A 23,634-nucleotide genomic window follows, 5' to 3' on the forward strand; every position below is an offset into this window, starting at 1 on the left:
GGGCCCGGGCTGCGGGTTCCGGATTTCCGAAGAGGGGCTTCGGCGGCGCCCTCTTCCCTTATTGCCGCGCGGTGCGGACGTTCGGCGGCAGCGCCTGCGGCCAGCTGGTGCGGAACGGATTGATGTCGAGTCCGCCGCGCCGCGTGTAGCGCGCATACACCGCGAGCTTGTGGGGCTGGCAGCGGCGCCAGATGTCGGTGAACATGCGCTCCACGCAGGGTTCGTGGAACTCGTTGTGGTTGCGAAAACTCACGATGTACGCGAGCAGGCCGGCCTGGTCGATGGCCGGGCCGCTGTAGCGGATCTGCACGCTGCCCCAGTCGGGCTGGCCGGTGACGAGGCAGTTGCTCTTGAGCAGGCGGCTGGTGAGCGTTTCGTTCACCGGCGGCTGGGTGCTGTCGCTCGACAGCAGCTCGGGCGCGGGCTGGTAGTGGGTGCACTCGATGTCGAGCCGGTCGAGGTCCAGGCCGTCGAGCTCGTGCACCGGCTCGCGGTCGAACATGTCGGGTGCCAGCAGCTTCACGCCGATGCCGGCCGATTGGTCGCTGCCGCGCCAGAGCGCCTCGGACAGGTCGGTGCGCAGGCGGTCGCGCACGGCCTCGGCGCTCGCGAAGGCGCTGCTGTTGAAGCTGTTGAGGTACAGCTTGAACGACTTGCTCTCGATGATGTTGGGCGTTTCGCAGGGGATGGTGAAGTGCGCGATGGCCAGTTGCGGCTTGCCGCGCAGGTTGAGCCAGCTCACCTCGAAGGCGGTCCAGAGATCGGCGCCGAAGAAGGGCAGCGCGCCGGCGGCGATGCCCATGGCTTCGCGCTGGGTGCTGCGCGCAATCGGAAAGAGCAGGGTCGGGTCGTACCGGTCGGCATAGGCCGAGGCGCGGCCCAGCTGCGACTGCTCGGGCGTGTTGGGGTTGGTGGGGGGAATGTTGTCCAGGCTCATGGCTTGTGATGTTCTTCGGCCGCGTGCAGGAACGGCGCGATGTGGTGGGCGAGGATGGCGCAGATCTCGGGCGGCAAATCGTGGCCCATGCCGGGAATGCTGACGAACTTCGCGCCCGGAATGCGCTTGGCGGTGTCCAGCCCGCAGGCCATCGGCACCAGCGCATCGGCTTCACCGTGCAGCACCAGCGTCGGGCACTTGATGCGCGGCAGCACCTCGGGGCGGCGCGCGTCGGCGCCAATGGCGAGCATCTGGCGGAACATGCCGGCCGGGCGGTAGGCGCGGCGCATGCTGAAGCGGAGGCGCTCGGCCAGCGCCTCGGTGCTCTGCGGATAGGCAGGGCTCTGGATGATCCTGAGCAGCCGGATGCTGTGCGCCACCAGCTCGGCCTCGCCGCCGCCCAGCGGCCGGCGCAGCAGCATGGCGGCCACGTCGCTGCGCGGTCCGGGCAGGCCGCGTGCGCCGCTGGAGCTCATGATGCTCACGAGGCTGGCCACGCGATCGGGCGCTTCGGCGGCCAGGTGCTGCGCGATCATGCCGCCCATCGAGGCGCCGATGACGTGCGCCTGCTTGATGCCCAATGCGTCGAGCACGCCCAGCGAATCGCGCGCCATGTCCTGCAAGGTGTAGGCCGAGCGCACCTGCAGGCCTAGGCGCTGGCGGATGCTCTCCCACACGATGTTGCCGGTGCCCGCATGGTCGAAGCCCTGGCTCAGGCCGATGTCGCGGTTGTCGTGGCGCACCACGCGAAAGCCCGCATCGACCAGCGCCTGCACGAAGTCCTGCGGCCAGCCCACCAGCTGCATGCCCAGGCCCATGATGAGCAGGGCCACCGGGCGGCCTTCGCCGCCGGTGTCGTCGACCTCGATCTGCAATCCGTTGGCCAGCAGCTTCATGGCGCTCCTGTCTGTTTGTTTATTTGAATTCGCGTTCGCGCAGCCACTTGGTGGCCACCCACTTCTCGCCTGCGAGCACGGGTGCGCCGCCATGCAGCGTGCGGGTGGCGGGGTCGGGTTCCTCGTAGCTGAAGAACACGCCGGTGCCGCGCACGGGCGCCACTTCCAGGCCCACGTCGGGGAAGGTGGTGGCGCCGCCCTGCCCGGGCTCCTGCAGGTACATCACGAGCGTGGCCACGCGCTGGCCGCCGCGCTTGAGGATGGTGGGCGTGCCGGGCTCGCCGGGATCGAAGTAGTCGTAGTGCGGACGGTACTGGGCGCCGGGCGCATAGCGCAGGATCTGCAGGCCTTCGCCAAACTCCACCGGCCAGCGCAGCAGCGCGGCAATGCGTTGCTCGAGGCGCGCGACGATGTCGTTCTCGCCGCGCTCGAAGAACATGCCTTCGCTGGTGCGGTCGACGTTGAGCACCTCGCCGCCGGTGCGCGTCTCGACCGTGAGCGAGCGCGCCAGCCGCACCCGCGCCGCGGCGATCAGCCCTTCGCACTCATCCGGCGACACCAGGTTGCCGAACACGACGACGCGCGGATGCCGCATGGTCTGCAGCACCTGCACGCGGCGGTCGCCCGCGTCGATGTAGAGCGGCGCGCCTTCGAGGTCGGGGCCGGGCATCTCGGTGCGCCGCGGCCTGGCCACTTCCACGTGGGGAAAGCCGGCCTCGAGCTGCGCCAGCGCAAGGTCGGTGGCCGCATCCTGCCACCCGGCCGCGCGCATCGAGGCGCGCAGCGCGGGCACCGAATGCCCTGCCGCAAGCTGCGACACCAGCCATTCCCGGAGCTCCGGACTGATCGGTTGAGACATTTCTTCAGTACTCCTCCATGCTGAAGCGGGCCCCGCAAGGCATGAAACCGCCACGGCCCCTTCCAGGAACACCGCGGATCCGGCTTTGCCGGGCCGCCGGTGTTGCCCCCTGGAAGGGGGTTGGCGCAGCGACACGAAGTGCGCGAAGACTGGGGGTCATCCTAGTTTCCTTCTGAACACCAGCCTTTCGGCCGTCGACACCGTGGCATCGAAACCATAACCTTCGAGATCGAATTTTTCCAGCGCCTTGGGCGTGGCCGCCTTGTGCAGCACCGCCCAGCGCGCCAGCAGGCCGCGGGCGCGCTTGGCGTAGAAGCTCACGATCTTGTACTTGTCGCCCTTCCATTCCTCGAACACGCATTCGACCACGCGCGCCTTGAGCGCCTTCCGGTCCACCGAGCGGAAGTACTCCTGCGAGGCCACATTGACCACCACGGGCGTGCGGTCCGCCGCCAGCCGCTGGTTCAGGTGCTCCGCGATGCGCGAGCCCCAGAAGGCATACAGGTCCTTGCCATGCCGATTGGCAAGCGGCGTGCCCATCTCCAGCCGGTAGGGCTGCAACAGGTCGAGCGGACGCAGCAGGCCGTAGAGGCCGCTCAGGATGCACACGTGATCCTGCGCCCAGTCCAGCTGCGCGGGCGTGAGCGAGCGCGCATCGAGCCCGCCGTAGACGTCGCCGTCGAACGCGAAGGCGGCCTGGCGGGCGTTCTTCGGCGTGCTCTTGCCGGACCAGGCCTGGTAGCGCGCCACGTTGAGCGCGGAGAGCTTGTCCGACAGGTGCATGAGCTCGGAGATCTGCTGCGGCGACTTCTCGCGCAGCAGCTTGATCAGTTCGGCCGAGGGGCCGCGGGGGGCTTCGAAATAGGGTTGGGTGGCGGGGATTTCGGTAGGAACGGGGGTGTCGTAGTCGAGCGATTTCGCAGGGGAGAGCAGGAAGAGCATCCCGGAATTATGTGGGGTGGGGCTGCCCCGGGGCGGCCCCGGTAAAATCGCCGGCCATCCCATCTTGTCCCCACGGCACCCCCGAAGGCGCCGCTTCTGCATTTCCCATGAGCGAACCCACCACCCCTTCCGCCCAGCCTGGACTGGAGAGCCTCTCCAAGTCGTTCGAACCCGCCGCCATCGAGGCGCACTGGGGCCCCGAGTGGGAGAAGCGCGGCTACGCCAAGGCCGGCTTCCGCGGCACGCAGCAGCCCAAGGAAGGCGCCGATTCGTTCGCCATCCAGCTGCCGCCGCCCAATGTGACGGGCACGCTGCACATGGGCCATGCGTTCAACCAGACCATCATGGACAGCCTCGCGCGCTACCACCGCATGAAGGGCGACAACACGCTCTGGGTGCCGGGCACCGACCATGCGGGCATCGCGACGCAGATCGTGGTGGAGCGGCAGCTGCAGGAGCAGAAGATCAGCCGCCATGACCTGGGCCGCAAGAACTTCGTGGCACGCGTGTGGGAATGGAAGGAAAAGTCGGGCAACACCATCACCAGCCAGATGCGCCGCATGGGCGACACGGTCGACTGGAGCCGCGAATACTTCACGATGGACGACGACCTGTCGAAGGTGGTCACGCAGACCTTCGTCTCGCTCTACGAGGAAGGCCTGATCTACCGCGGCAAGCGCCTGGGCAACTGGGACCCGGTGCTCAAGACCTCGGTGAGCGATCTCGAAGTGGAAAGCGAAGAGGAAGACGGCTCGCTCTGGCACATCGCCTACCCGCTGGCAGACGGCAGCGGCACGCTCACGGTGGCCACCACGCGGCCCGAGACCATGCTCGGCGACACGGCCGTGATGGTCCACCCCGAGGACGAGCGCTACCGGCAGCTGATCGGCAAGCAGGTGCGGCTGCCGCTCGTGGACCGGCTGATTCCCATCATTGCCGACGACTACGTCGACAAGGAATTCGGCACCGGCGTGGTCAAGGTCACGCCCGCGCACGACTACAACGACTATGCGGTCGGCCAGCGCCACAAGCTCGAGCTGATCGGCATCCTGGCGCTCGACGCCACCATCAACGACAACGCGCCCGAGAAGTACCGCGGCATGGACCGCTTCGTGGCGCGCAAGGCCATCGTGGCCGACCTCGATGCGCTCGGCCTTTTGGTCGAGGTGAAGAAGCACAAGCTCATGGTGCCGCGCTGCGCGCGCTCGGGCGCCATCGTCGAGCCGATGCTCACCGACCAGTGGTACGTGGCCATGTCACGGCCCGGCGCCGACGGCCAGTCGATCGCGCAGAAGGCCATCGACGTGGTGAAGTCGGGCGAGGTGCGCTTCGTGCCCGAGAACTGGGTCAACACCTACAACCACTGGATGGAGAACATCCAGGACTGGACCATCTCGCGCCAGCTCTGGTGGGGCCACCAGATCCCGGCCTGGTACGACGAAGACGGCAAGGTGTACGTGGCGCACGACGAGGCCGAGGCACAGGCCAAGGCGCCGGGCAAGACGCTTCGCCGCGACGAAGACGTGCTCGACACCTGGTATTCGTCCGCGCTGGTGCCCTTCTCTTCGCTCGGCTGGCCCGAGAAGACCAAGGAACTCGAGCTGTACCTGCCCTCGAGCGTGCTCGTGACGGGCTACGACATCATCTTCTTCTGGGTCGCCCGGATGATCATGATGACCAAGCACTTCACCGGCAAGGTGCCGTTCAAGGACGTCTACATCCATGGCCTGGTGCGCGATGCGCAAGGCAAGAAGATGAGCAAGTCCGAAGGCAACGTGCTCGACCCGGTCGACCTGATCGACGGCATCGCGCTGCCCGAGCTGCTCGACAAGCGCACCCAGGGCCTGCGCAAGCCCGAGACCGCGCCCGCGGTGCGCAAGAACACGCAGAAGGAATTTCCCGAAGGCATTCCGGCCTTCGGCGCCGATGCGCTGCGCTTCACCTTCGCGTCGCTCGCCTCGCTCGGCCGCAGCATCAACTTCGACAGCAAGCGCTGCGAGGGCTATCGCAACTTCTGCAACAAGCTCTGGAACGCCACGCGCTTCGTGCTGATGAACTGCGAAGGGCAGGACTGCGGCCTGCGCGAGCACACGAAGGAAGAGTGCAAGGTCGGCGGCCCGGCGCACGGCTACCTGAAGTTCAGCCGCGCCGATTTCTGGATCGCATCGCGGCTGCAGCGCGCCGAGGCCGAAGTGGCCAAGGGCTTCGAGGAGTACCGGCTCGACAACGTGGCCAACGCCATCTACCAGTTCGCCTGGGACGAGTTCTGCGACTGGTACCTGGAGATCGCCAAGGTGCAGATCCAGACCGGCGACGATGCACAGAAGCGCGCCACGCGCCGCACGCTGATCCGCACGCTCGAGGCGTTGCTGCGCCTCGCGCATCCGGTGATTCCGTTCATCACCGAGGAGCTCTGGCAGAAGGTGGCGCCCGTCGCCGGACGCGAGGGCGAATCGATCATGGTCGCGGCCTACCCGAAGAGCCAGCCCGAGAAGATCGACGAAGCGGCCGAAGCGCATGTGGCGCGCCTGAAGGCGCTGGTCGATGCCTGCCGCACGCTGCGCGGCGAAATGAACGTGTCGCCCGCGGTGCGCCTGCCGCTCTATGCAGTGGCCGACGATGCCGAAGGCGCGGCCTTCCTGCGCGATGCGGCGCCGGTGCTGCAGGCACTGGCCAAGCTGAAGGAAGTGAAGGTCTTCGACGACGAGGCTTCGTGGTCGGCGGCGGCCGAAGCGGCGCCCGTGGCCGTGGTCGGTACGGCGCGCCTGTGCCTGCACATGGAGATCGACAAGGCCGCCGAACGCGCGCGCATCGGCAAGGAAATTGCCCGCATCGAGGGCGAGATCCTCAAGGTGAATGGCAAGCTCGGAAATGAAGCCTTTGTGGCTAAGGCACCGCCGGCCGTGATCGAACAGGAGCGCAAGCGCCTGGCCGATTTCAGCACCACGCTGGAGCGTCTTCGCGACCAGCTTGTGCGTCTCGGCTGACACACGCCGGCCTGGGCAAGGTTTAGCATGGCAACGACGGCATTTCCGTGCCGCCGTTGATCCATCGAACCTTCTTCTTCAACTGAACGAACAGACGCCCAAATTGTCCATGCCCACTCCCTCGACACGCATCCGCAAGGCCGTATTTCCTGTTGCAGGTTTCGGCACCCGCTTTCTGCCCGCCACCAAGGCGCAGCCCAAGGAAATGCTGCCGGTTGTCGACAAGCCACTCATCCAGTACGCGGTTGAGGAAGCCTACGCGGCGGGCATTCGCGACATGATTTTCGTAACTGGCCGAAACAAACGTGCCATCGAAGACCACTACGACACCGCCTACGAACTCGAGAGCCAGCTCGAGGCCAGCGGCAAGCTCGAACTGCTCAACATCGCGCGCTCGGTCATGCCCGACGACATGACCTGTTCCTATGTGCGCCAGCCGCGCATGCTGGGGCTCGGCCATGCGGTGCTGTGCGCCGAACACCTGGTGGGCAACGAACCCTTCGCCGTGCTCCTGGCCGACGACCTGATGGTCGGCCCCGTTGGCGGTGCACCTGTGCTCGCGCAGATGACGGCCGCCTTCGGCAAGCTCGGTGCTTCAGTGCTCGCGGTGCAGGAAGTGCCGCTCGAACACGTCAAGCGCTACGGCATCGTGGCGGGCGAATCCATCGGCGACGATCTCGTGAAGGTCGATCGCATGGTCGAAAAGCCCAAGCCCGAAGTCGCACCCTCGCGCCTTGGCGTGGCGGGCCGCTACATCCTCACGCCCGGCGTGTTCGACGAGATCCGCAACCAGCCCAAGGGCGCGGGCGGCGAGATCCAGCTCACCGACGGCATCGCGGCGCTGATGAAGAAGGAATCGGTCTACGCCTATGCCTACAAGGGCACGCGCTACGACTGCGGCAGCAAGGAAGGCTTCCTGCAAGCGACGGTGGAACTTGCGCTGGCGCACCCCGAAGTCGGTGCGCAGTTCCGCGAATACCTCAAGAGCCTGGAGCTCTGAAGAAAAAGGGCCCCGACGGGGCCTTTCTCTTTTCTGGCGCTCAGCGCCTCTTCAGCACATGGACGAAGTCGCTGCCGATCGTCTGCTGCTCGACCAGTTCGTTGCCGGTCTGCCGCGCAAAGGCCTGGAAGTCGCGCAGCGAACCCGGGTCGGTCGACACCACCTTCAGCAGCTGGCCGCTCGCCATGTCGTTGAGCGATTTCTTTGCCTTGAGAATGGGCAGCGGGCAGTTCAGGCCCCGCGTGTCGAGTTCGCGATCAACCTGCATTCTTCGGCTCCTCGGGTGGCAGGTTCAAGCCGCGCCGACGCTCCTCGTTCTCAGCCGCGGTAAAGAACACCGGCTCGTGCCCCCGGGTGCGCAGCCAGTCGGCCAGCGCATAGCCGGTGCCCGCGGGCCAGCACTTGAGGTCAGGCAGGTCGTAGAGGCGGTAGTCCAGCAGCTCGGGCGAAAGCTTGATCTCGCCATCGGCCACCACGTGGTAGGCGATGATGATCTGGTTCATGCGCTGGAAGTCGTACGCGCCGACGAGCTTGGCCGCGCTCACGTCGAGGTTGGTTTCTTCCTTGACCTCGCGCGCAATGCCTTCCTCGGGCGTTTCGCCGGCTTCCATGAAGCCGGTGATCAGCGCGTACATCTTCACCGGCCAGGCGGCGTTTCGCGCCAGCAGCACCTGCCCGCGGTACTCGACGATGGCCGCGAGCACGGGCGTGGGGTTGTTCCAGTGCGTATGGCCGCAGGACGGGCAGCGCAGGCGCTCCTTGGGACCGCCGTCTTCCATCAGCGCGATCCATTCGAGCGGCGTGGCGCAGGCCTGGCAGAACTTGGGGTGGGCCATGGCTTCTGTCAGGCGGGAAACACGCCGGTCGAGAGATACCGATCGCCGCGGTCGCACACCACGAACACGATGGTCGCGTTCTCGACGGTCTTGGCAACCTCGAGCGCCACCCAGAGCGCGCCGGCCGCGGAGATGCCGCCGAAGATGCCTTCTTCGCGCGCAAGGCGCCGGCACATCTCCTCGGCGTTGTCCTGGCTCACGCTGATTTCTTCGTCGACCCGGCTCGGGTCGTAGATCTTGGGCAGGTATTCGGCCGGCCACTTGCGGATGCCCGGGATGCGCGAGCCTTCGGCCGGCTGCGCGCCGATGATGCGCACCGCGGGGTTCTTTTCCTTCAGGAAGCGCGAGACGCCGGTGATGGTGCCGGTAGTGCCCATGGCGCTCACGAAATGCGTGATCTTGCCCTTGGTATCGGCCCAGATCTCGGGGCCGGTGGTCTCGTAGTGGATGCGCGGGTTGTCGGCGTTGGCGAACTGGTCGAGCACCCGGCCCTTGCCCTGCGCCACCATCTGCTCGGCCAGGTCGCGCGCGTATTCCATGCCGCCGCTCTTGGGCGTGAGCACCAGCTCGGCGCCGAAGGCCTTCATGGTCTGCGCGCGCTCGACGGACAGGTCCTCGGGCATGATCAGCACCATGCGGTAGCCCTTGATGGCCGCGGCCATGGCCAGCGCGATGCCGGTGTTGCCCGAGGTGGCTTCGATCAGCGTGTCGCCAGGCTTGATTTCGCCGCGCTCCTCGGCGCGCTTGATCATCGAAAGCGCGGGACGATCCTTCACCGAGCCCGCGGGATTGTTGCCTTCCAGCTTGCCGAGAATGACGTTGCCGCGCCTGGCGTTTTCGGCCGCATCGATGCGTTGCAGTGCCACCAGGGGGGTCCTGCCGATGGCGTCTTCGATCGTCGGATAATTCATAGGTAATGAGCGTGGGGGCAAGTCATCTTCCCACTGTGCCATAATTTTGGGCTTCCTTCCGGATGTGCCCGGGTGGTGAAATTGGTAGACGCAGGGGACTCAAAATCCCCCACCGAAAGGTGTGCCGGTTCGATTCCGGCCCCGGGCACCACCCCTCCCCCTTTTTTCTTGCCTGTCCTCACGCAGCACCAGCTCGGCCGGCCGATGGCTCGCAGCCCGCACCGCCTGCTGTGGCAGCGCCTCCGACGCCCATCCCTTCGCCTGCCATTGCGCAAGGGGCACCAGCGTTCGCAGCCCGCGCGGTGCGGCCTTGCGCAGGGCACTTCCGATGTTGAACGGCGTAACGTGCGCGACAGCCTGATGGGCTGCAGCCAGCGCGCGCGCATCGAAAGTCAGCAGCACCTGCGGCCGGCCGCGCAGGGCGGCATGGGACGCTGGTCGCGGATGTAGCGGCCGTCGGGCAGCGTGATGCCCTCGGGGCGTGCGCGCGCACCACGGCTTCGATTTCGGTGCCGAAGGCGCCGCGCCGCAGCAACTCCTCGGTGCTGCACAGCCCTTGCTGCTGCACCGCCGGCCAGTTGGCGGCGTCGACGAAATGAAAAGCCTTCGCGGGCAGGTTCGGCACGGCTTCAGGCTGCGGCTTCTTCGCGCAAACCGGTGTGCACCGTCGGGTGCGCGAGCCGCACGCGCAGTTCGCGCTTGAGCCGCGTGTTGTCGAGCCGGCGCGATTCGCCCATGAAGCTCAGCAGCTGCAACGGCAGCTGGCGCTGGGCTTCCTCGCGCGCCACGCGCGGGGGGCGCGGCATGCCGTACAGGTCGGCCGCCAGATCGATGTAGTCGCCCATGCGCAGCTCGGTGTCGTCCGAGGCATGCACGATGCGCTGCGGTCGGCCCCTGAACAGCGCCGCCACGCAGGCCCGCGCGAGATCGTCGGCATGGATGTGGCTGGTGAACACATCGTCTTCGCGCCGCAGCACCGGCGTGCCGCGCGCGAGCCGCTGGCGCGGCGTGCCGCCTTCGCGGTCGGGCGCGTAGATGCCCGGGATGCGCAGGATGCTGGCGCGCACGCCCGCGCTGCGGCCGAGCCAGCGCACCGCGCGCTCGGCGTCCACGCGGCGGTGGGCGCGCGGCGTGTCGGGCCGCACGGGGCGCGTTTCGCTCACCCGCGCGCCGCCGCAGTCGCCATAGACGCCGCTGGTGGAGCCATAGACGAACGCCAGCGGCACGGAACGCAGCCGCAGCGCACGCGCCAGCGCGGTGGTGCGCTGGTCGCGCCACCAGGCGGCGCCACCTTCGCGCGCCGGTGGCGCCAGATGCAACACGCGGGTGGCCACGCCGGCCAGGCGGCGCAGCGTGGCCGGATCGTCCAGATTGCCCGCGAGCGGGCGGATGCCCGCCGCCCGCAGGGCCGGCACCCGTTCGCTCGATGAAGTGAGCGCCACCAGCTGCACGCGGCCGCGCAGGCTGCGCGCCACGCGCTGGCCGACGTCCCCGCAGCCCACGATCAGCAGGCGTTCGCGGCGAAAGCGCGCCGGCAGCGCGCCGGAAGGGCTATTGATTGAAGGCAAAATCCGAGTTCCTTTCCCTTTTCAGACCCAGGCTGAAACAAGCCGAAGAATACCGATGACTGTTGCAGCGCCGCATGAAGCGGGCTTTTCCATCACCGTCGAGCCCAGCGGGCGTCATTTCGTGGTGCATGGCGACGAAACCATTCTCGCGGCCGGCATCCGCCAGGGCATCGGCCTTCCCTATGGCTGCAAGGACGGCGCCTGCGGCTCGTGCAAGTGCAGGAAGCTCTCGGGCGAGGTCGAGCTCGGTCCGCACCAGAGCAAGGCGCTGAGCGCCGAAGAGCAGCTGGCGGGCTTCGTGCTGACCTGCTGCGCCCATGCCAAGAGCGACGTGGTGCTCGAGTCGCGCCAGGTCACCGAGGCCGGCGCCCTGCCGATCCGCAAGATGCCGGTGCGGGTGCTGGCGCTCACGCGGCTGTCGCACGACGTGATGAAAGTGCGCCTGCAGTTGCCGGCCGGTGAGCCGCTGCAGTTCCATGCAGGCCAGTATGTGGAATTCATCCTGCGCGACGGCGCGCGCCGCAGCTACTCGATGGCCAATGCGCCGCACACGCTGGCCGAGCCGGGCACGGGCATCGAGCTGCACCTGCGGCATCTGCCGGGCGGCAAGTTCACCGACCACGTGTTCGGCGCCATGAAGGAAAAGGAAATCCTTCGCATCGAAGGCCCCTACGGCAGCTTCTTCCTGCGCGAGGATTCGGCCAAGCCGATGATCCTGCTGGCCTCGGGCACCGGCTTTGCGCCCATCAAGGCGCTGCTCGAGCACATGAAGTTCAAGGGCATCGAGCGGGCCGCCACGCTCTACTGGGGCGGCCGCCGACCCGAAGACCTCTACATGGACGCCTGGGTGCGCGAGCAGCTGAAGGAGATGCCGAACCTGCGCTATGTGCCGGTCATCTCCAACGCCACGCCGGAAGACAACTGGACCGGCCGCACGGGCTTCGTGCATCGCGCGGTGCTGGAAGACTTTGCCGACCTTTCAGGCCACCAGGTGTATGCCTGCGGCGCGCCGATCGTGGTCGACTCGGCCCGGCACGACTACGTGGCGCTGGCCGGCCTGCCCGACGAAGAATTCTTCGCCGACGCGTTCACCACCGAGGCCGACAAGGCGCTTCCCTGACCCCGATTCCCCTTCCCCCGAGACGAGACATCAAAGAATGAAGACGAGACACTTCCTCCTCGCGCTGCTCGCCAGCGTCACGCTGCTGGCCACCGGCCAGGCGGCGGCGCAGCAGCAGCGCCCGATCCGCCTCGTGGTGCCCTACGCCGCGGGCGGCCCCATCGACGTCACTGCCCGCATGCTGGCCGAACGCGTGAAGGACACCCTGGGCACTGTCATCATCGACAACAAGCCGGGTGCGGGCGGCAACATCGGCGCCGACATCGTGGCCAAGGCGGCGCCCGACGGCCTCACCATCGGCATTGCGGCCACCGCCACCCATGCGGTGAATCCGTGGCTCTACAGCAAGATCCCGTTCAGCGCGGCGACCGACTTCGCGCCCATCACGCAGATGGTGCGCGTGCCGAACGTGCTGGTGATGAATGCGGAAACGGCGCAGCGCCTGAAGATCAACACCGTGCCCGACCTGATCCGCTACGCCAAGGCCAACCCCGCCAAGCTCAACTACGGCAGCGGCGGCAACGGCAGTGCCGGCCATCTGGCAGGCGAGCTGTTCAAGAAGCAGGCCGGCATCTTCGCGCTGCACATTCCGTACAACGGCGGCAATCCGGCGCAGCTGGCGCTGCTCTCGGGCCAGGTCGACTTCAACTTCGACAACCTTGCCACGGCGGCACCGAACATCCGCTCGGGCAAGCTCAAGGCCATTGCGGTCACGACCTTGCAGCGCAGCAGCGCCATGCCCGAGCTGCCGCCAGTGGCCGACACGCTCAAGGGCTTCTCGATCGACACCTGGTGGGGCCTGGTGGCACCGGCCGGTACGCCGCACGACGTGGTCGTGAAGCTCAATCAGGCCTTCGTGGCGGCGCTGAATGCACCGGAAACGAAGACCCGTTTCGCCACGCTGCTGGCCGAGCCGGTCGCCAGTTCGCCCGAGCAGTTCGGCGCGTTCATGAAGAGCGAGCTCTCCAAGTACGAAGCCGTCGTGAAGGCAACCGGCGCCAGGGTCGACTGACCCAGGGGATTATTCGCCCAGGTACGCGGCCCGCACGCGCGGGTCGCTCAGCAGATCCTTGGCGTCGCCCGTCATCGTGATGAGGCCCGACTCCATCACGTAGCCGCGGTCGGCCAGCTGCAGCGCGCGGTTGGCGTTCTGCTCCACCAGCAGGATGGTCACGCCTTGCGCGGCCACGGTCTGCACCACCTCGAAGATCTTGTCGCACATGATCGGCGACAGGCCCATGGTGGGCTCGTCGAGCAGCAGCACCTTGGGGCGCGCCATGAGCGCACGGCCCATGGCCAGCATCTGCTGCTCGCCGCCCGACATGGTGCCCGCGAGCTGGTCCTTGCGCTCGCGCAGGCGCGGGAAGGTCACGAACACGCGCTCCATGTCGCTGGCGATCTCGGCCTTGTCGTTGCGGATGTAGGCACCGATCTGCAGGTTCTCGGTGATCGTCATGCGCGTGAACACGCCGCGGCCTTCGGGCACCATCACGAGGCCCTCGCCCACCAGGTCCCAGGCACCGCGGCCCTTGATGTTGCGGCCCAGGAATTCGATGGTGCCGGCACCCGCCGGCAGCGTGCCGGTGATTGCCTTCATGGTGGTCGTCTTGCCGGCGCCGTTGGAGCCGATCAGCGACACCAGTTCGCCTTCGTGAACCTCGAAGTCCACGCCTTTCACCGCCTGGATGCCGCCGTAGCCGACCTTGAGGCCGCTGACCTTGAGCAGCGTCTTGCCGGGGGCATTGGCCGCGGTCTTCGGCGGGGTTGCAGTTGCCGTTGCTGTCGTTGTTTCTTCTGCGCTCGTCATTGTCGTCGTCGCCATTTCAGTGTCCTCCGGTGCCGAGGTAGGCCTCGATCACCTTCTCGTTCTTCTGCACGTCGTAGGGCGTGCCTTCGGCGATCTGCTTGCCGTAGTCGAGCACGGTGACGCGGTCGCACAGGCCCATGATGAGCTTGACGTCGTGTTCGATGATGAGGATGGTCCGGTCGTCCTTGCGGATGCGGTCGATCAGCTCGCGCAGCAGCACCTTCTCGGTCGAGTTCATGCCGGCGGCGGGCTCGTCGAGCGCGATGAGCTGCGGGTCGGTGGCCAGCGCGCGCGCAATCTCGAGCCGGCGCTGGTCGCCGTACGACAGCGTGCGCGCCTTGTAGTCGGCGAACTTGCCAATGCCCACGTAGTCGAGCAGTTCCTGCGCGCGGTCGGCAATGGCCTTTTCCTCGGCCTTGAACGAACGGGTGCGCAGCATGGCGCCGAACACGCCCGAATGGGTGCGGATGTGGCGCCCCACCATGACGTTCTCCAGCGCCGTCATTTCTGAGAACAGGCGGATGTTCTGGAAGGTGCGCGCAATGCCGGCCTTGGCCACTTCGTGCACGGCCGTGGGCTGGTAGGGCTTGCCGGCGAGCTCGAAGCTGCCGCTGTCGGGCGTGTAGAGCCCGGTGATCACATTGAAGAACGTGGTCTTGCCGGCGCCGTTGGGGCCGATGAGGCCATAGACCTGGCCGCGCTTGATGGTGATGCCGACGTCGGAAAGCGCCTGCAGGCCGCCGAAGCGCTTGGAGATTCCGCGGACGTCGAGGATGGTGTCTGTCGTCATGTTGATGGCTTCCTTCGGCTCACGGATTGATCGACATGGGACGCGAGGCCGCACCCGGCAGCTCGTCGGCGGGCGTCTCGATGCCCGGCGCGTGGGTCTGCAGCGAGCCTGGCGCCACCGGCGCGTCGGGGGCGACTCCGCCCTTGCGCTGCAATGTCTTGCCATGCTCGGGCGAAGGCCAGAGGCCGCGCGGACGCACCAGCATGATCACGATCATGGCCAGCGCGATGAAGAGCTGGCGCAGGATGGACGCGTCGAGACGGCCGTCGGTCATGGCCTGCAGCGGACCAGCCACGTAGCGCAGCACCTCGGGCAGCGCGGCCAGCAGCACGGCGCCCAGGATCACGCCCGGCAGGTGGCCGATGCCGCCCAGCACCACCATGGCGACGATCATCACCGACTCCATGAGGCTGAACGACTCGGGCGAGACGAAGCCCTGGAAGGCCGCGAACATGGCGCCCGACACGCCGCCGAAGCTCGCGCCCATGCCGAAGGCCAGCAGCTTCATGTTGCGGGTGTTGATGCCCATGGCCTTGGCGGCGATCTCGTCTTCGCGGATGGCCATCCAGGCGCGCCCGATGCGCGACATCTGCAGGCGGTGCGAAATGATGATCGTGGCGACGACCAGCGCAAGGAACAGGTAGTAGTAGAGCGTGACCGACGAGATCGTGAAGCCGTCGAACTTCCACGCCTTGCCGAGGTCGAGCCCCCAGAACTTGATGGAGTCGATGGCGGTGATGCCCTTCGGCCCGTTGGTGATGTTGATCGGCTGGTCGAGGTTGTTCAGGAACACCCGGATGATCTCGCCGAAGCCGAGCGTCACGATGGCCAGGTAGTCGCCGCGCAGCTTGAGCGTGGGCGCCCCGAGCATCACGCCCAGCACCCCTGCCACCACCAGCGCCAGCGGTATCACGATGAGCAGCGAGGTGTGCAGCCCGTTCGGGAACATGGCCTTGAACCACGGGAAGGTGTCGGACAGGTGCGACGAGCCCATCAGCGCGAAGAGGTAGGCCCCCACGGCAAAGAAGGCGACATAGCCCAGGTCGAGCAGGCCGGCGTAGCCGACGACGATGTTCAGGCCGAGCGAGAGCATCACGTAGAGCAATGCGATGTCGGCGATGCGCACCCAGGCGTTGCCCTGGCTCTGCAGGAAGATCGGCAGCGCGAGCACGGCGACGACCCCGAGAACGTAGAGAGCGAGGTTCTTGCTGTTTTTCATGGTGTGCTGCTCCTCAGGCCCGATCCGCCACGCGCTCGCCGAGCAGGCCCGAAGGCCGCAGCGTGAGCATGACGATCAACACGATGAAAGCGAAGATGTCGCTGTAGTTGCTGCCGAGCACGCCGCCCGTGATCGAACCGATGTAGCCGGAGCCGATGGCCTCGATCAGCCCGAGCAGGATGCCGCCGACCACCGCGCCGGCCAGGTTGCCGATGCCGCCGAACACTGCCGCGGTGAAGGCCTTGAGGCCGGGCAGGAAGCCCATCGCGTGCTGCGCGATGCCGTAGTTGGAGGCGTACATGACGCCCGCGATGGCCGCGAGCACGGCACCGATGATGAAGGTGGCCGAGATGACCATGTCGGGCCGGATGCCCATCAGCGCCGCGACGCGCGGGTTCTCGGCGGTGGCGCGCATCGCGCGGCCGAGCTTGGTGTAGTTGACCAGCCACATCAGCACCACGAGCGAGAACGCCGTGACGCTCAGGATCATGACCTGCGTGGGCGAGATCACCGCGCCGCCCACCTCGATGGGCGTGGTCGACAGCAGGTTGGGATAGGCCTTGTTGGTGGGCTTCCAGATGATCATGGCCAGCGTCTGCAGCAGGATCGACATGCCGATGGCCGTGATGAGCGGTGCGAGCTTGGGGCTGTTGCGAAGCGGTCGGTAGGCGACCTTCTCGATCACGAAGTTGAGCGTGGCTGCAACGATGCAGGCGATGATCAGCGCGATGATGAGGATCAGCCAGCCGGGCGTGCCGGGCATGGATTCCTTCATGAGTCCGATGATGGTCCAGCTCGTGAGCGCCCCCACCATCAGCACTTCGCCGTGCGCAAAATTGATCAGATTGATGATGCCGTACACCATGGTGTAGCCCAAGGCTATCAAGGCATACATGCTGCCCAGGACCAGACCGTTGATGATCTGCTGCAGCAATATTTCCATAACGCGTTCCCTATTTGTTGCACCGTTGCGGGGTGCCGTTCACCCACCTTGGCACCGGTTTGGCACCTTGGCTTGATAAGCAAAAAACCAGCCAACATGTGCCGCTGGCTGATTTGTGGGCGGGATTGTAAGCACCCACCAGCGCCGATTTGGTGCGCCTTGCCCGGGGTTTACCCGCTCACGCCATGCTGTATGCGAGTGAAGTCATGCATGGCGTACGCGCATGGTGAAAAGGCGTATCACTCCTCGCGCTGGCCGTTCAGGCGGCGCAGTTCGCGCAGTTTTTCCGCGATGCGGATCTCGAGCCCGCGTTCGACGGGCTGGTAGAAAACCTGGCCCTCCAGGCCATCGGGCAGGTAGCGCTCGCCCGCGGCAAAGCCGCCCTCCTCGTCGTGCGCGTACCGGTACCCCTTGCCATAGTCAAGATCCTTCATGAGCTTGGTGGGTGCGTTGCGCAAGTGCATCGGCACGGGACGCGTGCTGTCCTTCTTGATGAGCGCGCGCACGGCGTTGTAGGCGGCGTAGACGGCGTTCGACTTGGGCGCCATCGCCAGGTAGACCACGCACTCGGCCAGCGCGAGTTCGCCCTCGGGCGTGCCCAGGCGCTCATACACCTCGGCGGCGTCGAGCGCGAGCCGCAGCGCGCGCGGATCGGCCAGTCCGATGTCCTCGCTGGCCATGCGCACCAGCCGGCGCGCCATGTAGCGCGGATCGGCACCGCCGTCGAGCATGCGCACGAACCAGTAGAGCGAGGCGTCGGGGTCGCTGCCGCGCACCGATTTGTGCAGGGCGCTGATGGTGTCGTAGAACTGCTCGCCGCCCTTGTCGTAGCGCCGCATGCGTTCGCCGAGCACGCGCAGCAGCCATTCGTCGGTGATGTGGCCGAGCTTCTCGGCGCGGGCCGCGACGGCCAGCGTCTCGAGCGTGTTGAGCAGGCGCCGCGCATCGCCGTCGGCATAGGCGACGAGCCGGTCGATGGCCGCGTCCTCGATGCCCGGCACCGCCTGGATGGCCTGCGCCTTGGCCACGATCTGCTTGAGGTCGGCCTCGGTGAGCGGTTGCAGCACGTACACGGCCGCGCGCGAAAGCAGCGCCGAGTTGACCTCGAACGACGGGTTCTCGGTGGTGGCGCCGATAAAAGTGAACAGACCCGATTCCACATGCGGCAGGAACGCGTCCTGCTGGCTCTTGTTGAACCGGTGCACCTCGTCGACGAAGACGATCGTGCGCCGCTGCTCCAGGCCGTCGCGCTCCGCGGTGGCGCGCTCGACCGCCTCGCGGATGTCCTTGACCCCGCCAAGCACGGCGCTGATGCTGAGGAACTGCGCATCGAAGGCATCGGCCATCAGCCGCGCAATGGTCGTCTTGCCGGTGCCGGGCGGCCCCCAGAGGATGCAGGAATGCGGCTGGCCCGATTCGAAGGCAATGCGCAGCGGCATGCCCGGCCCCAGCAGGTGCTGCTGGCCGATGACCTCGCCGAGCGTCTTCGGACGCAGGCGCTCGGCAAGGGGTTGATGCGAACTGGTGGCCAAACCTGCTGTGCGTCTGGTGGCTATTGCTTGATGACGTCGGCGCCGGCAGGCGCCTTGAACTCGAACGCGCTGGCGGGGAGTGCCGGATTCACTTCGACCTTGCTGAACTTGAGCACCGAACGCTGCCCGAAGCTGTCGAGGATCTCGAGCGCGGCCAGAGCGTCGCCCTGGAAGCCGACCTGCACATTCTGCAGCTGGCCGTCCTTGTTCTTGGGCGTGGCCTTGACCCACTGCAGGCCGTCGCGCTCGGGCGCGGCCTCGAGCGTGAAGTCGGCCTGCAGCGCCCGCAGGTCGGGTGCCGCGGCAATCAGCGCGGCGGGCGTCGAGCCCAGCGCCTGCGACTGGGCGCGCTGCGTGACCTGGTTCAGGTCGGCGTCGTAGAGCCACAGCGTCTTGCCGTCGGCCACGATGCTCTGGGCGAAGGGCTTCTGGTAGTCGAACTTGAATTTGCCGGGCCGCTGGAACTCGAAGGTGCCGGTGGAGGTCTTGGTGCGGCCGGGCTGCCCTTCGCGCGGCGGCGCCGTCACGGTCTGCGTGAACTCGGCACGGCCCGACTTGACCGTCTTCACGAAGGTCTCGAGGCTTTCAAGGCCGCCGGCCCAGGCGTTGGCGGAACACAGGAGGCCGATCAACAGCCAATGGCGAATTTTCAATTGGAGTTCCTCGGAAAGCGATGACGTTGACATGACCATACCCCGCTGCGCGCTGCGCCATGTGCGGGGCTTCATGAAGTTTTGCAACGTTATTGCAGCTTTTGCAAAGTGGCTGTCAGTGCGTAACGCCGCGGTCCGCAGGCATTTGCCGGCTATTCGGCGCGCGCCGGCACCAGGATCTCGCGCTGGCCGCTGCCGCTCATGGCGCTGACGAGGCCCGCCTTCTCCATGTCTTCCACCAGCCGCGCCGCGCGGTTGTAGCCGATCTTCAGGTGGCGCTGCACCAGCGAGATGCTGGCCTTGCGGTTCTTCAGCACCACCTCGACCGCCTGGTCGTACATCGGGTCCTTCTCGGCATCGCCGCCCTCGCCCAGCATGTCGCCGTCGCCGTCGACCGTGCCGCCTTCGAGCACGCCTTCGATGTAGTCGGGCTCGCCCTGGCTCTTGAGGTAGGCCACCACGCGGTGCACTTCCTCGTCGCTCACGAATGCGCCGTGCACGCGAATCGGAAGGCCCGTGCCGCTGGGCATGTAGAGCATGTCGCCCATGCCCAGCAGCGCCTCGGCGCCCATCTGGTCGAGGATGGTGCGGCTGTCGATCTTGCTCGACACCTGGAACGCGATGCGCGTGGGAATGTTGGCCTTGATGAGACCGGTGATCACGTCGACGCTGGGCCGCTGCGTGGCAAGAATCAGGTGGATGCCGGCGGCGCGCGCCTTCTGCGCAAGGCGGGCGATGAGTTCTTCGATCTTCTTGCCGACCACCATCATCAGGTCGGCCAGCTCGTCGATCACCACCACGATGTGCGGCTCGCGCTTGAGCGGCTCGGGATCGTCGGGCGTGAGACTGAAGGGGTTGTAGATGAACTCCTCGCGCGCCTTGGCTTCGTCGATCTTGGTGTTGTAGCCGGCCAGGTTGCGCACGCCCAGCTTGCTCATGAGCTTGTAGCGTCGCTCCATCTCGGCCACGCACCAGTTCAGGCCGTGCGCGGCCTGGCGCATGTCGGTGACCACCGGCGCCAGCAGGTGCGGAATGCCTTCATAGACCGACATTTCGAGCATCTTCGGGTCGATCATGAGCAGGCGGACGTCGCGTGCCTCGGCCTTGTAGAGCAGCGAAAGGATCATCGCGTTGATGCCCACCGACTTGCCCGAACCGGTGGTACCGGCCACCAGCACGTGCGGCATCTTTGCAAGGTCGGCCACCACGGGGTTGCCGATGATGTCCTTGCCCAGGCCCATCGTCAGGAAGGACTTGCCTTCGTTGTAGACCTGCGAGCCGAGGATCTCGCTGAGCTTGATCGACTGGCGCTTGGCGTTCGGCAGCTCGAGCGCCATGTAGTTCTTGCCCGGAATGGTTTCCACCACGCGGATCGACACCAGCGAGAGCGAGCGCGCCAGGTCCTTGGCCAGGCCGACGATCTGCGAGCCCTTGACGCCGGTGGCCGGCTCGATCTCGTAGCGCGTGATCACCGGCCCCGGCGAAGCCAGCACCACGTGCACCTCCACGCCGAAGTCCTTGAGCTTTTTCTCGATCATGCGCGAGGTCATCTCGAGCGTGTCGGCCGAGACCGTTTCCTGGCGCGCCTGTGCGGCGTCGAGCAGGTCGACCTGCGGCAGCTTGCTGTCGGGCAGTTCCTTGAAGAGCGGCTTCTGGCGCTCCTTGACGACGCGGTCGCTGCGGGGCACCTCGGTCATCGCGGGCTCGATCTGCACCGGCGGCGACGCCGCGCGGCGCTTCGGACGCGGCTCGATGCGCAGTTCTTCGTCGCCGTCGGCATCCATCGGCTCGCCGCCGGCCGCCGAGCGCGAGAACGGCAGGTCTTCGGCCTCGGCACGCTCGCGGGCGGCCTGCTTGCCCATGGCGATGTCGGCCGCCATCTCGCGCTTTTCGCGGCGCGACTCGAACAGCGAATAGGCCCGTGCGCCAATGCGTTCGGCGATCTGGCTCCAGGAGAAACGAAACACCAGCGCCGAGCCGATCACGCCGGCCGCAATGGCCACCAGCGCCGATCCGGTAAAGCCCATCCAGCGCACGCTTGCGGGCCCCACCAGGTAGCCCAGCGCGCCGCCGCCCGAACCCGGCAGGTGGGACTCGAGCCGGTAGAGGCGCGACCACTCGAGCACCGCGCTCGCGCACAGCAGCAGCACCAGCCCGAACCAGAACGCCAGGCGGCTGCGGTTGAAGCGCCCGCGCACTGGCTGCTCGGCCGGCGCAGCCTCGCCGCCGCGCAGCCAGTTGGCCAGCGACGAGAGCCATGCCCGCAGGCCCGCCGCGAGGCACCACCACACCGAATAGCCCACCAAAAAATAGCTGCCGTCGGCCAGCCAGGCGCCGATGCGGCCGCCCCAGTTCTTGATCTCGCCGCCGGTGCCGGAGGTCGACCAGGCCGCATCGGAGGGCGTGAAGCTCAGCATGGCCAGCAGCCAGAACAGGAGCCCCGCAAAGCCCGCCACCAGCGTGATCTCGTGGGCGAAGCGCATGGCGCGCATGCGCACCGGCTGCCCCTCGGCGGCAGAAGAAGATTGAAGTGTATTGAGCGAATAGGTCATGAAAAACGCGGCACCCAATCCTTCGAAACGGCGGCTGGGCGCCTGAACACTACAACAAAAGGGCGCGGCCGCCTGAAACGCCGGACCCGGCGGCTCAAGCCAGGGACAAGAGCCGGTCCTTGACGATCATGGAGCCGTCGTCCTGGGTCTGGACAAATCCGCGCTCCTCGAGATCCTTCATCACGCGGCTCACCATTTCGCGCGAGGCGCCCACCATTTTCGCGAGATCCTGGCGCGAGATCTTGTCGCGCACCTTCAGGTTGCCAGCCCCATCGTCGATCGCGAACTCGAGCAGCGAGCGCGCCACGCGCCCATAGACGTCCATCAGCGCGAGCGATTCGATCTTGCGGTCGGCATGGCGCAGGCGCTGCACCAGGCCGCGCATGATGTTGTAGGCCATCGAGGAGTTCTCGGGCAAGCAGCGCGCGAACGCGTCCCGGTCCAGCATGAGGACGTCGCACTGGATCTCGGTGCGCACCGTGGCCGAATGGGGCTCGTCGTCGATCAGGCTCATCTCGCCGATGTAGTCGCCGGGATGCAGGGTGGCAAGGATCACCTCGCGACCGCGGTTGTCGGCGCTCGTCACACGCGCGCGTCCGGTCAGGATGATGTAGAGCGCGTCCGACTTCTTGCCCTGCTCGACAACGACTTCGGCCCGCTTGAAGCGCTTCTTGATGATCGCATCCGCAATGCTTGCAGACTGCGAGGACGTGAGCGAGGCAAACAGCGGAACGCGCCGCAGCAACTCAAGATTGGACAGCATCGACATTTATCAATCCCTGATACGGCGTGCGCAAGCTCGTCCATCGTCGGCCCGATGGATTACTACAATCGCGCGCATTGAAAACACCGTGCACCCGGTGTTGAACCGAGCGGTGATACTCCACATATATCGCTACCACCCTGAAAATGTACACGCTGAAGCAGCGCAAATCCTAGGTTTTCCACTCATGTCCGCTCCCCAACACGCCAAGGTCCTGATTCTGGGCTCCGGCCCGGCCGGCTACACCGCCGCCGTCTATGCAGCACGCGCAAACCTCCAGCCCCTGCTCATCACGGGCATCGCCCAGGGCGGCCAATTGATGACGACCACCGAGGTCGACAACTGGCCGGCGGACGTGCACGGCGTGCAGGGCCCTGACCTGATGCAGCGCTTTCTCGAGCATGCGGAGCGCTTCAAGACGCAGATCGTCTTCGACCACATCAACAAGGTCGACCTCGGCAAGCGCCCGTTCACGCTGACCGGCGACAGCGGCACCTACACCTGCGATTCGCTGATCATCGCCACCGGCGCTTCCGCCAAGTACCTGGGGCTCGACTCGGAGCAGAAGTTCATGGGCCGCGGCGTCTCGGCCTGCGCCACCTGCGACGGCTTCTTCTACCGCGAACAGGAAGTGTGCGTGATCGGCGGCGGCAACACCGCCGTGGAGGAAGCCCTGTACCTGGCCAACATCGCGAACAAGGTCACGCTGGTGCATCGCCGCGACAAGTTCCGCGCCGAGCCCATCCTGATCGACAAGCTCATGGAGAAGGTCGCCGAGGGCAAGATCGTCCTGAAGCTGCACAACGAACTCGACCAGGTGCTGGGCGACGACACGGGCGTGACGGGTATCCGGGTCAAGAACACGCAGACCGGCGCCACCGAGCAGATCGACCTCAAGGGCTGCTTCATCGCCATCGGGCACCACCCCAACACCGACATCTTCCAGGGCCAGCTGGAGATGAAGGACAACTACATCCTGACCCGCTCGGGCCTGCAGGGCTTTGCCACGATGACCAGCATTCCGGGCGTCTTTGCCGCCGGCGACGTGCAGGACAACGTGTACCGCCAGGCCATCACGAGCGCCGGCACCGGCTGCATGGCCGCGCTGGACGCCCAGCGCTTCCTCGAGCAGGACGGCACGCTTTAAGCGAGCGGCCCCAAAAGGGCTATAATCCGAGGCTTTGCCGAAATAGCCCCTTTTCACGAGGGGCCGAGAATCCAGGCAAAGCCGGGGTACCGCCACCCGTTTTCTGGCGAGGTCAAGCTGCAAAACACCTGCAATCGCCACGATTGCGCCGGTGCCAGCTGTTCAAGAAAGA

General features: G+C 66.5%; 21 protein-coding genes, 1 tRNA gene and 2 pseudogenes. 6 read left to right on the forward strand and 18 right to left on the reverse strand.

The annotated features are described in order from the left end of the window. Positions 1–58: 58 nt before the first annotated feature. The 4 genes from queF to yaaA all read right to left on the reverse strand — a co-directional run bounded on the left by queF (position 59) and on the right by yaaA (position 3,634). Complete coding sequence (queF, locus tag EJO66_RS02180; RefSeq protein ID WP_124957293.1) at positions 59–937, reverse strand: NADPH-dependent 7-cyano-7-deazaguanine reductase QueF; 879 nt, start codon at positions 935–937, stop codon at positions 59–61. Then, entirely contained in the window at positions 934–1,833 is a 900-nt protein-coding gene (locus EJO66_RS02185; RefSeq protein ID WP_124957294.1) for an alpha/beta fold hydrolase, read from the reverse strand. The genes queF and EJO66_RS02185 overlap by 4 nt, the downstream gene beginning before the upstream one ends. A 19-nt stretch (positions 1,834–1,852) precedes the next feature. Beyond that, positions 1,853–2,692: a 2OG-Fe(II) oxygenase gene (locus EJO66_RS02190; RefSeq protein WP_124957295.1), complete on the reverse strand. Its 840-nt coding sequence runs from the start codon at positions 2,690–2,692 to the stop codon at positions 1,853–1,855. Positions 2,693–2,848: 156 nt separating this feature from the next. Then, positions 2,849–3,634 carry a peroxide stress protein YaaA gene (gene yaaA, locus EJO66_RS02200; protein WP_125964550.1) on the reverse strand — a complete coding sequence of 262 codons (786 nt, stop codon included), beginning with the start codon at positions 3,632–3,634 and terminating at the stop codon, positions 2,849–2,851. A gap of 107 nt (positions 3,635–3,741) precedes the next feature. Between yaaA and EJO66_RS02205 the strand changes: the two genes are divergently transcribed. Further along, positions 3,742–6,621, forward strand: a complete 2,880-nt coding sequence (locus tag EJO66_RS02205; RefSeq protein ID WP_125964551.1) for a valine--tRNA ligase — start codon at positions 3,742–3,744, stop codon at positions 6,619–6,621. Positions 6,622–6,730: 109 nt separating this feature from the next. Then, positions 6,731–7,621, forward strand: coding sequence for a UTP--glucose-1-phosphate uridylyltransferase GalU (galU, locus tag EJO66_RS02210; RefSeq protein WP_021006023.1), 891 nt, complete (start codon positions 6,731–6,733; stop codon positions 7,619–7,621). A 40-nt stretch (positions 7,622–7,661) separates the two neighbouring features. Here galU and EJO66_RS02215 read toward each other — a convergent pair whose 3' ends face one another. The 3 genes from EJO66_RS02215 to cysM are packed head-to-tail and all read right to left on the reverse strand — an operon-like array spanning position 7,662 to position 9,368. Then, positions 7,662–7,889 (reverse strand): sulfurtransferase TusA family protein, encoded by a 228-nt coding sequence (locus EJO66_RS02215; protein WP_124957298.1) that lies wholly within the window; start codon positions 7,887–7,889, stop codon positions 7,662–7,664. Next, positions 7,879–8,457, reverse strand: a complete 579-nt coding sequence (locus tag EJO66_RS02220) for an NUDIX hydrolase (protein WP_124957299.1) — start codon at positions 8,455–8,457, stop codon at positions 7,879–7,881. The genes EJO66_RS02215 and EJO66_RS02220 overlap by 11 nt, the downstream gene beginning before the upstream one ends. Positions 8,458–8,465: 8 nt before the next feature. Then, a complete protein-coding gene (cysM, locus tag EJO66_RS02225; protein ID WP_124957300.1) occupies positions 8,466–9,368 on the reverse strand; it encodes a cysteine synthase CysM in 903 nt (300 codons plus the stop codon). A gap of 66 nt (positions 9,369–9,434) precedes the next feature. On the opposite strand from cysM, the gene EJO66_RS02230 reads away from it, so the two are divergent. Next, positions 9,435–9,519, forward strand: a tRNA-Leu gene (locus EJO66_RS02230). An 86-nt stretch (positions 9,520–9,605) separates the two neighbouring features. Here EJO66_RS02230 and EJO66_RS33350 read toward each other — a convergent pair. From EJO66_RS33350 to EJO66_RS02240, 3 genes and pseudogenes are all read right to left on the reverse strand, one after another. Beyond that, positions 9,606–9,770, reverse strand: a pseudogene (locus tag EJO66_RS33350) (DUF7002 family protein); the annotation flags it as partial. Between the two features lie 118 nt (positions 9,771–9,888). Continuing rightward, positions 9,889–9,993: pseudogene (locus tag EJO66_RS33445) on the reverse strand (DUF7002 family protein); the annotation flags it as partial. 4 nt (positions 9,994–9,997) lie between these two features. Further along, positions 9,998–10,936: an SDR family oxidoreductase gene (locus EJO66_RS02240; protein ID WP_125964552.1), complete on the reverse strand. Its 939-nt coding sequence runs from the start codon at positions 10,934–10,936 to the stop codon at positions 9,998–10,000. Positions 10,937–10,991: 55 nt separating this feature from the next. Between EJO66_RS02240 and EJO66_RS02245 the strand changes: the two genes are divergently transcribed. Then, positions 10,992–12,056 carry a CDP-6-deoxy-delta-3,4-glucoseen reductase gene (locus EJO66_RS02245; protein ID WP_124957302.1) on the forward strand — a complete coding sequence of 355 codons (1,065 nt, stop codon included), beginning with the start codon at positions 10,992–10,994 and terminating at the stop codon, positions 12,054–12,056. Between the two features lie 37 nt (positions 12,057–12,093). After that, positions 12,094–13,068 carry a Bug family tripartite tricarboxylate transporter substrate binding protein gene (locus EJO66_RS02250; RefSeq protein WP_125964553.1) on the forward strand — a complete coding sequence of 325 codons (975 nt, stop codon included), beginning with the start codon at positions 12,094–12,096 and terminating at the stop codon, positions 13,066–13,068. 9 nt (positions 13,069–13,077) lie between these two features. Here the strand turns inward: EJO66_RS02250 and EJO66_RS02255 are convergent, their stop codons facing one another. The 8 genes from EJO66_RS02255 to EJO66_RS02290 all read right to left on the reverse strand — a co-directional run bounded on the left by EJO66_RS02255 (position 13,078) and on the right by EJO66_RS02290 (position 22,321). Continuing rightward, on the reverse strand, positions 13,078–13,863 hold the full coding sequence (locus tag EJO66_RS02255; protein ID WP_124957497.1) for an ABC transporter ATP-binding protein: 786 nt from the start codon (positions 13,861–13,863) through the stop codon (positions 13,078–13,080). Positions 13,864–13,879: 16 nt separating this feature from the next. Continuing rightward, entirely contained in the window at positions 13,880–14,653 is a 774-nt protein-coding gene (locus EJO66_RS02260) for an ABC transporter ATP-binding protein (protein ID WP_124957304.1), read from the reverse strand. A gap of 19 nt (positions 14,654–14,672) precedes the next feature. Continuing rightward, positions 14,673–15,872 (reverse strand): ABC transporter permease subunit, encoded by a 1,200-nt coding sequence (locus EJO66_RS02265; RefSeq protein WP_124957305.1) that lies wholly within the window; start codon positions 15,870–15,872, stop codon positions 14,673–14,675. 13 nt (positions 15,873–15,885) lie between these two features. After that, positions 15,886–16,815 carry a branched-chain amino acid ABC transporter permease gene (locus EJO66_RS02270; RefSeq protein WP_124957306.1) on the reverse strand — a complete coding sequence of 310 codons (930 nt, stop codon included), beginning with the start codon at positions 16,813–16,815 and terminating at the stop codon, positions 15,886–15,888. Between the two features lie 239 nt (positions 16,816–17,054). Continuing rightward, entirely contained in the window at positions 17,055–18,347 is a 1,293-nt protein-coding gene (locus tag EJO66_RS02275; RefSeq protein ID WP_124957307.1) for a replication-associated recombination protein A, read from the reverse strand. A gap of 20 nt (positions 18,348–18,367) precedes the next feature. After that, on the reverse strand, positions 18,368–19,000 hold the full coding sequence (gene lolA, locus EJO66_RS02280) for an outer membrane lipoprotein periplasmic chaperone LolA (RefSeq protein WP_125964554.1): 633 nt from the start codon (positions 18,998–19,000) through the stop codon (positions 18,368–18,370). Between the two features lie 152 nt (positions 19,001–19,152). Beyond that, entirely contained in the window at positions 19,153–21,552 is a 2,400-nt protein-coding gene (locus tag EJO66_RS02285) for a DNA translocase FtsK (protein WP_124957309.1), read from the reverse strand. Between the two features lie 94 nt (positions 21,553–21,646). Then, the gene (locus tag EJO66_RS02290; protein ID WP_018903175.1) at positions 21,647–22,321 is read right to left on the reverse strand and encodes a Crp/Fnr family transcriptional regulator; all 675 of its coding nucleotides are present in this window, start codon (positions 22,319–22,321) and stop codon (positions 21,647–21,649) included. Between the two features lie 181 nt (positions 22,322–22,502). Between EJO66_RS02290 and trxB the strand changes: the two genes are divergently transcribed. Continuing rightward, positions 22,503–23,462 carry a thioredoxin-disulfide reductase gene (gene trxB, locus EJO66_RS02295; protein WP_124957310.1) on the forward strand — a complete coding sequence of 320 codons (960 nt, stop codon included), beginning with the start codon at positions 22,503–22,505 and terminating at the stop codon, positions 23,460–23,462. The last annotated feature ends 172 nt before the right edge of the window (positions 23,463–23,634 follow it).

It is taken from the genome of Variovorax beijingensis, assembly GCF_003951285.1.
Lineage (GTDB): Bacteria > Pseudomonadota > Gammaproteobacteria > Burkholderiales > Burkholderiaceae_C > Variovorax > Variovorax beijingensis.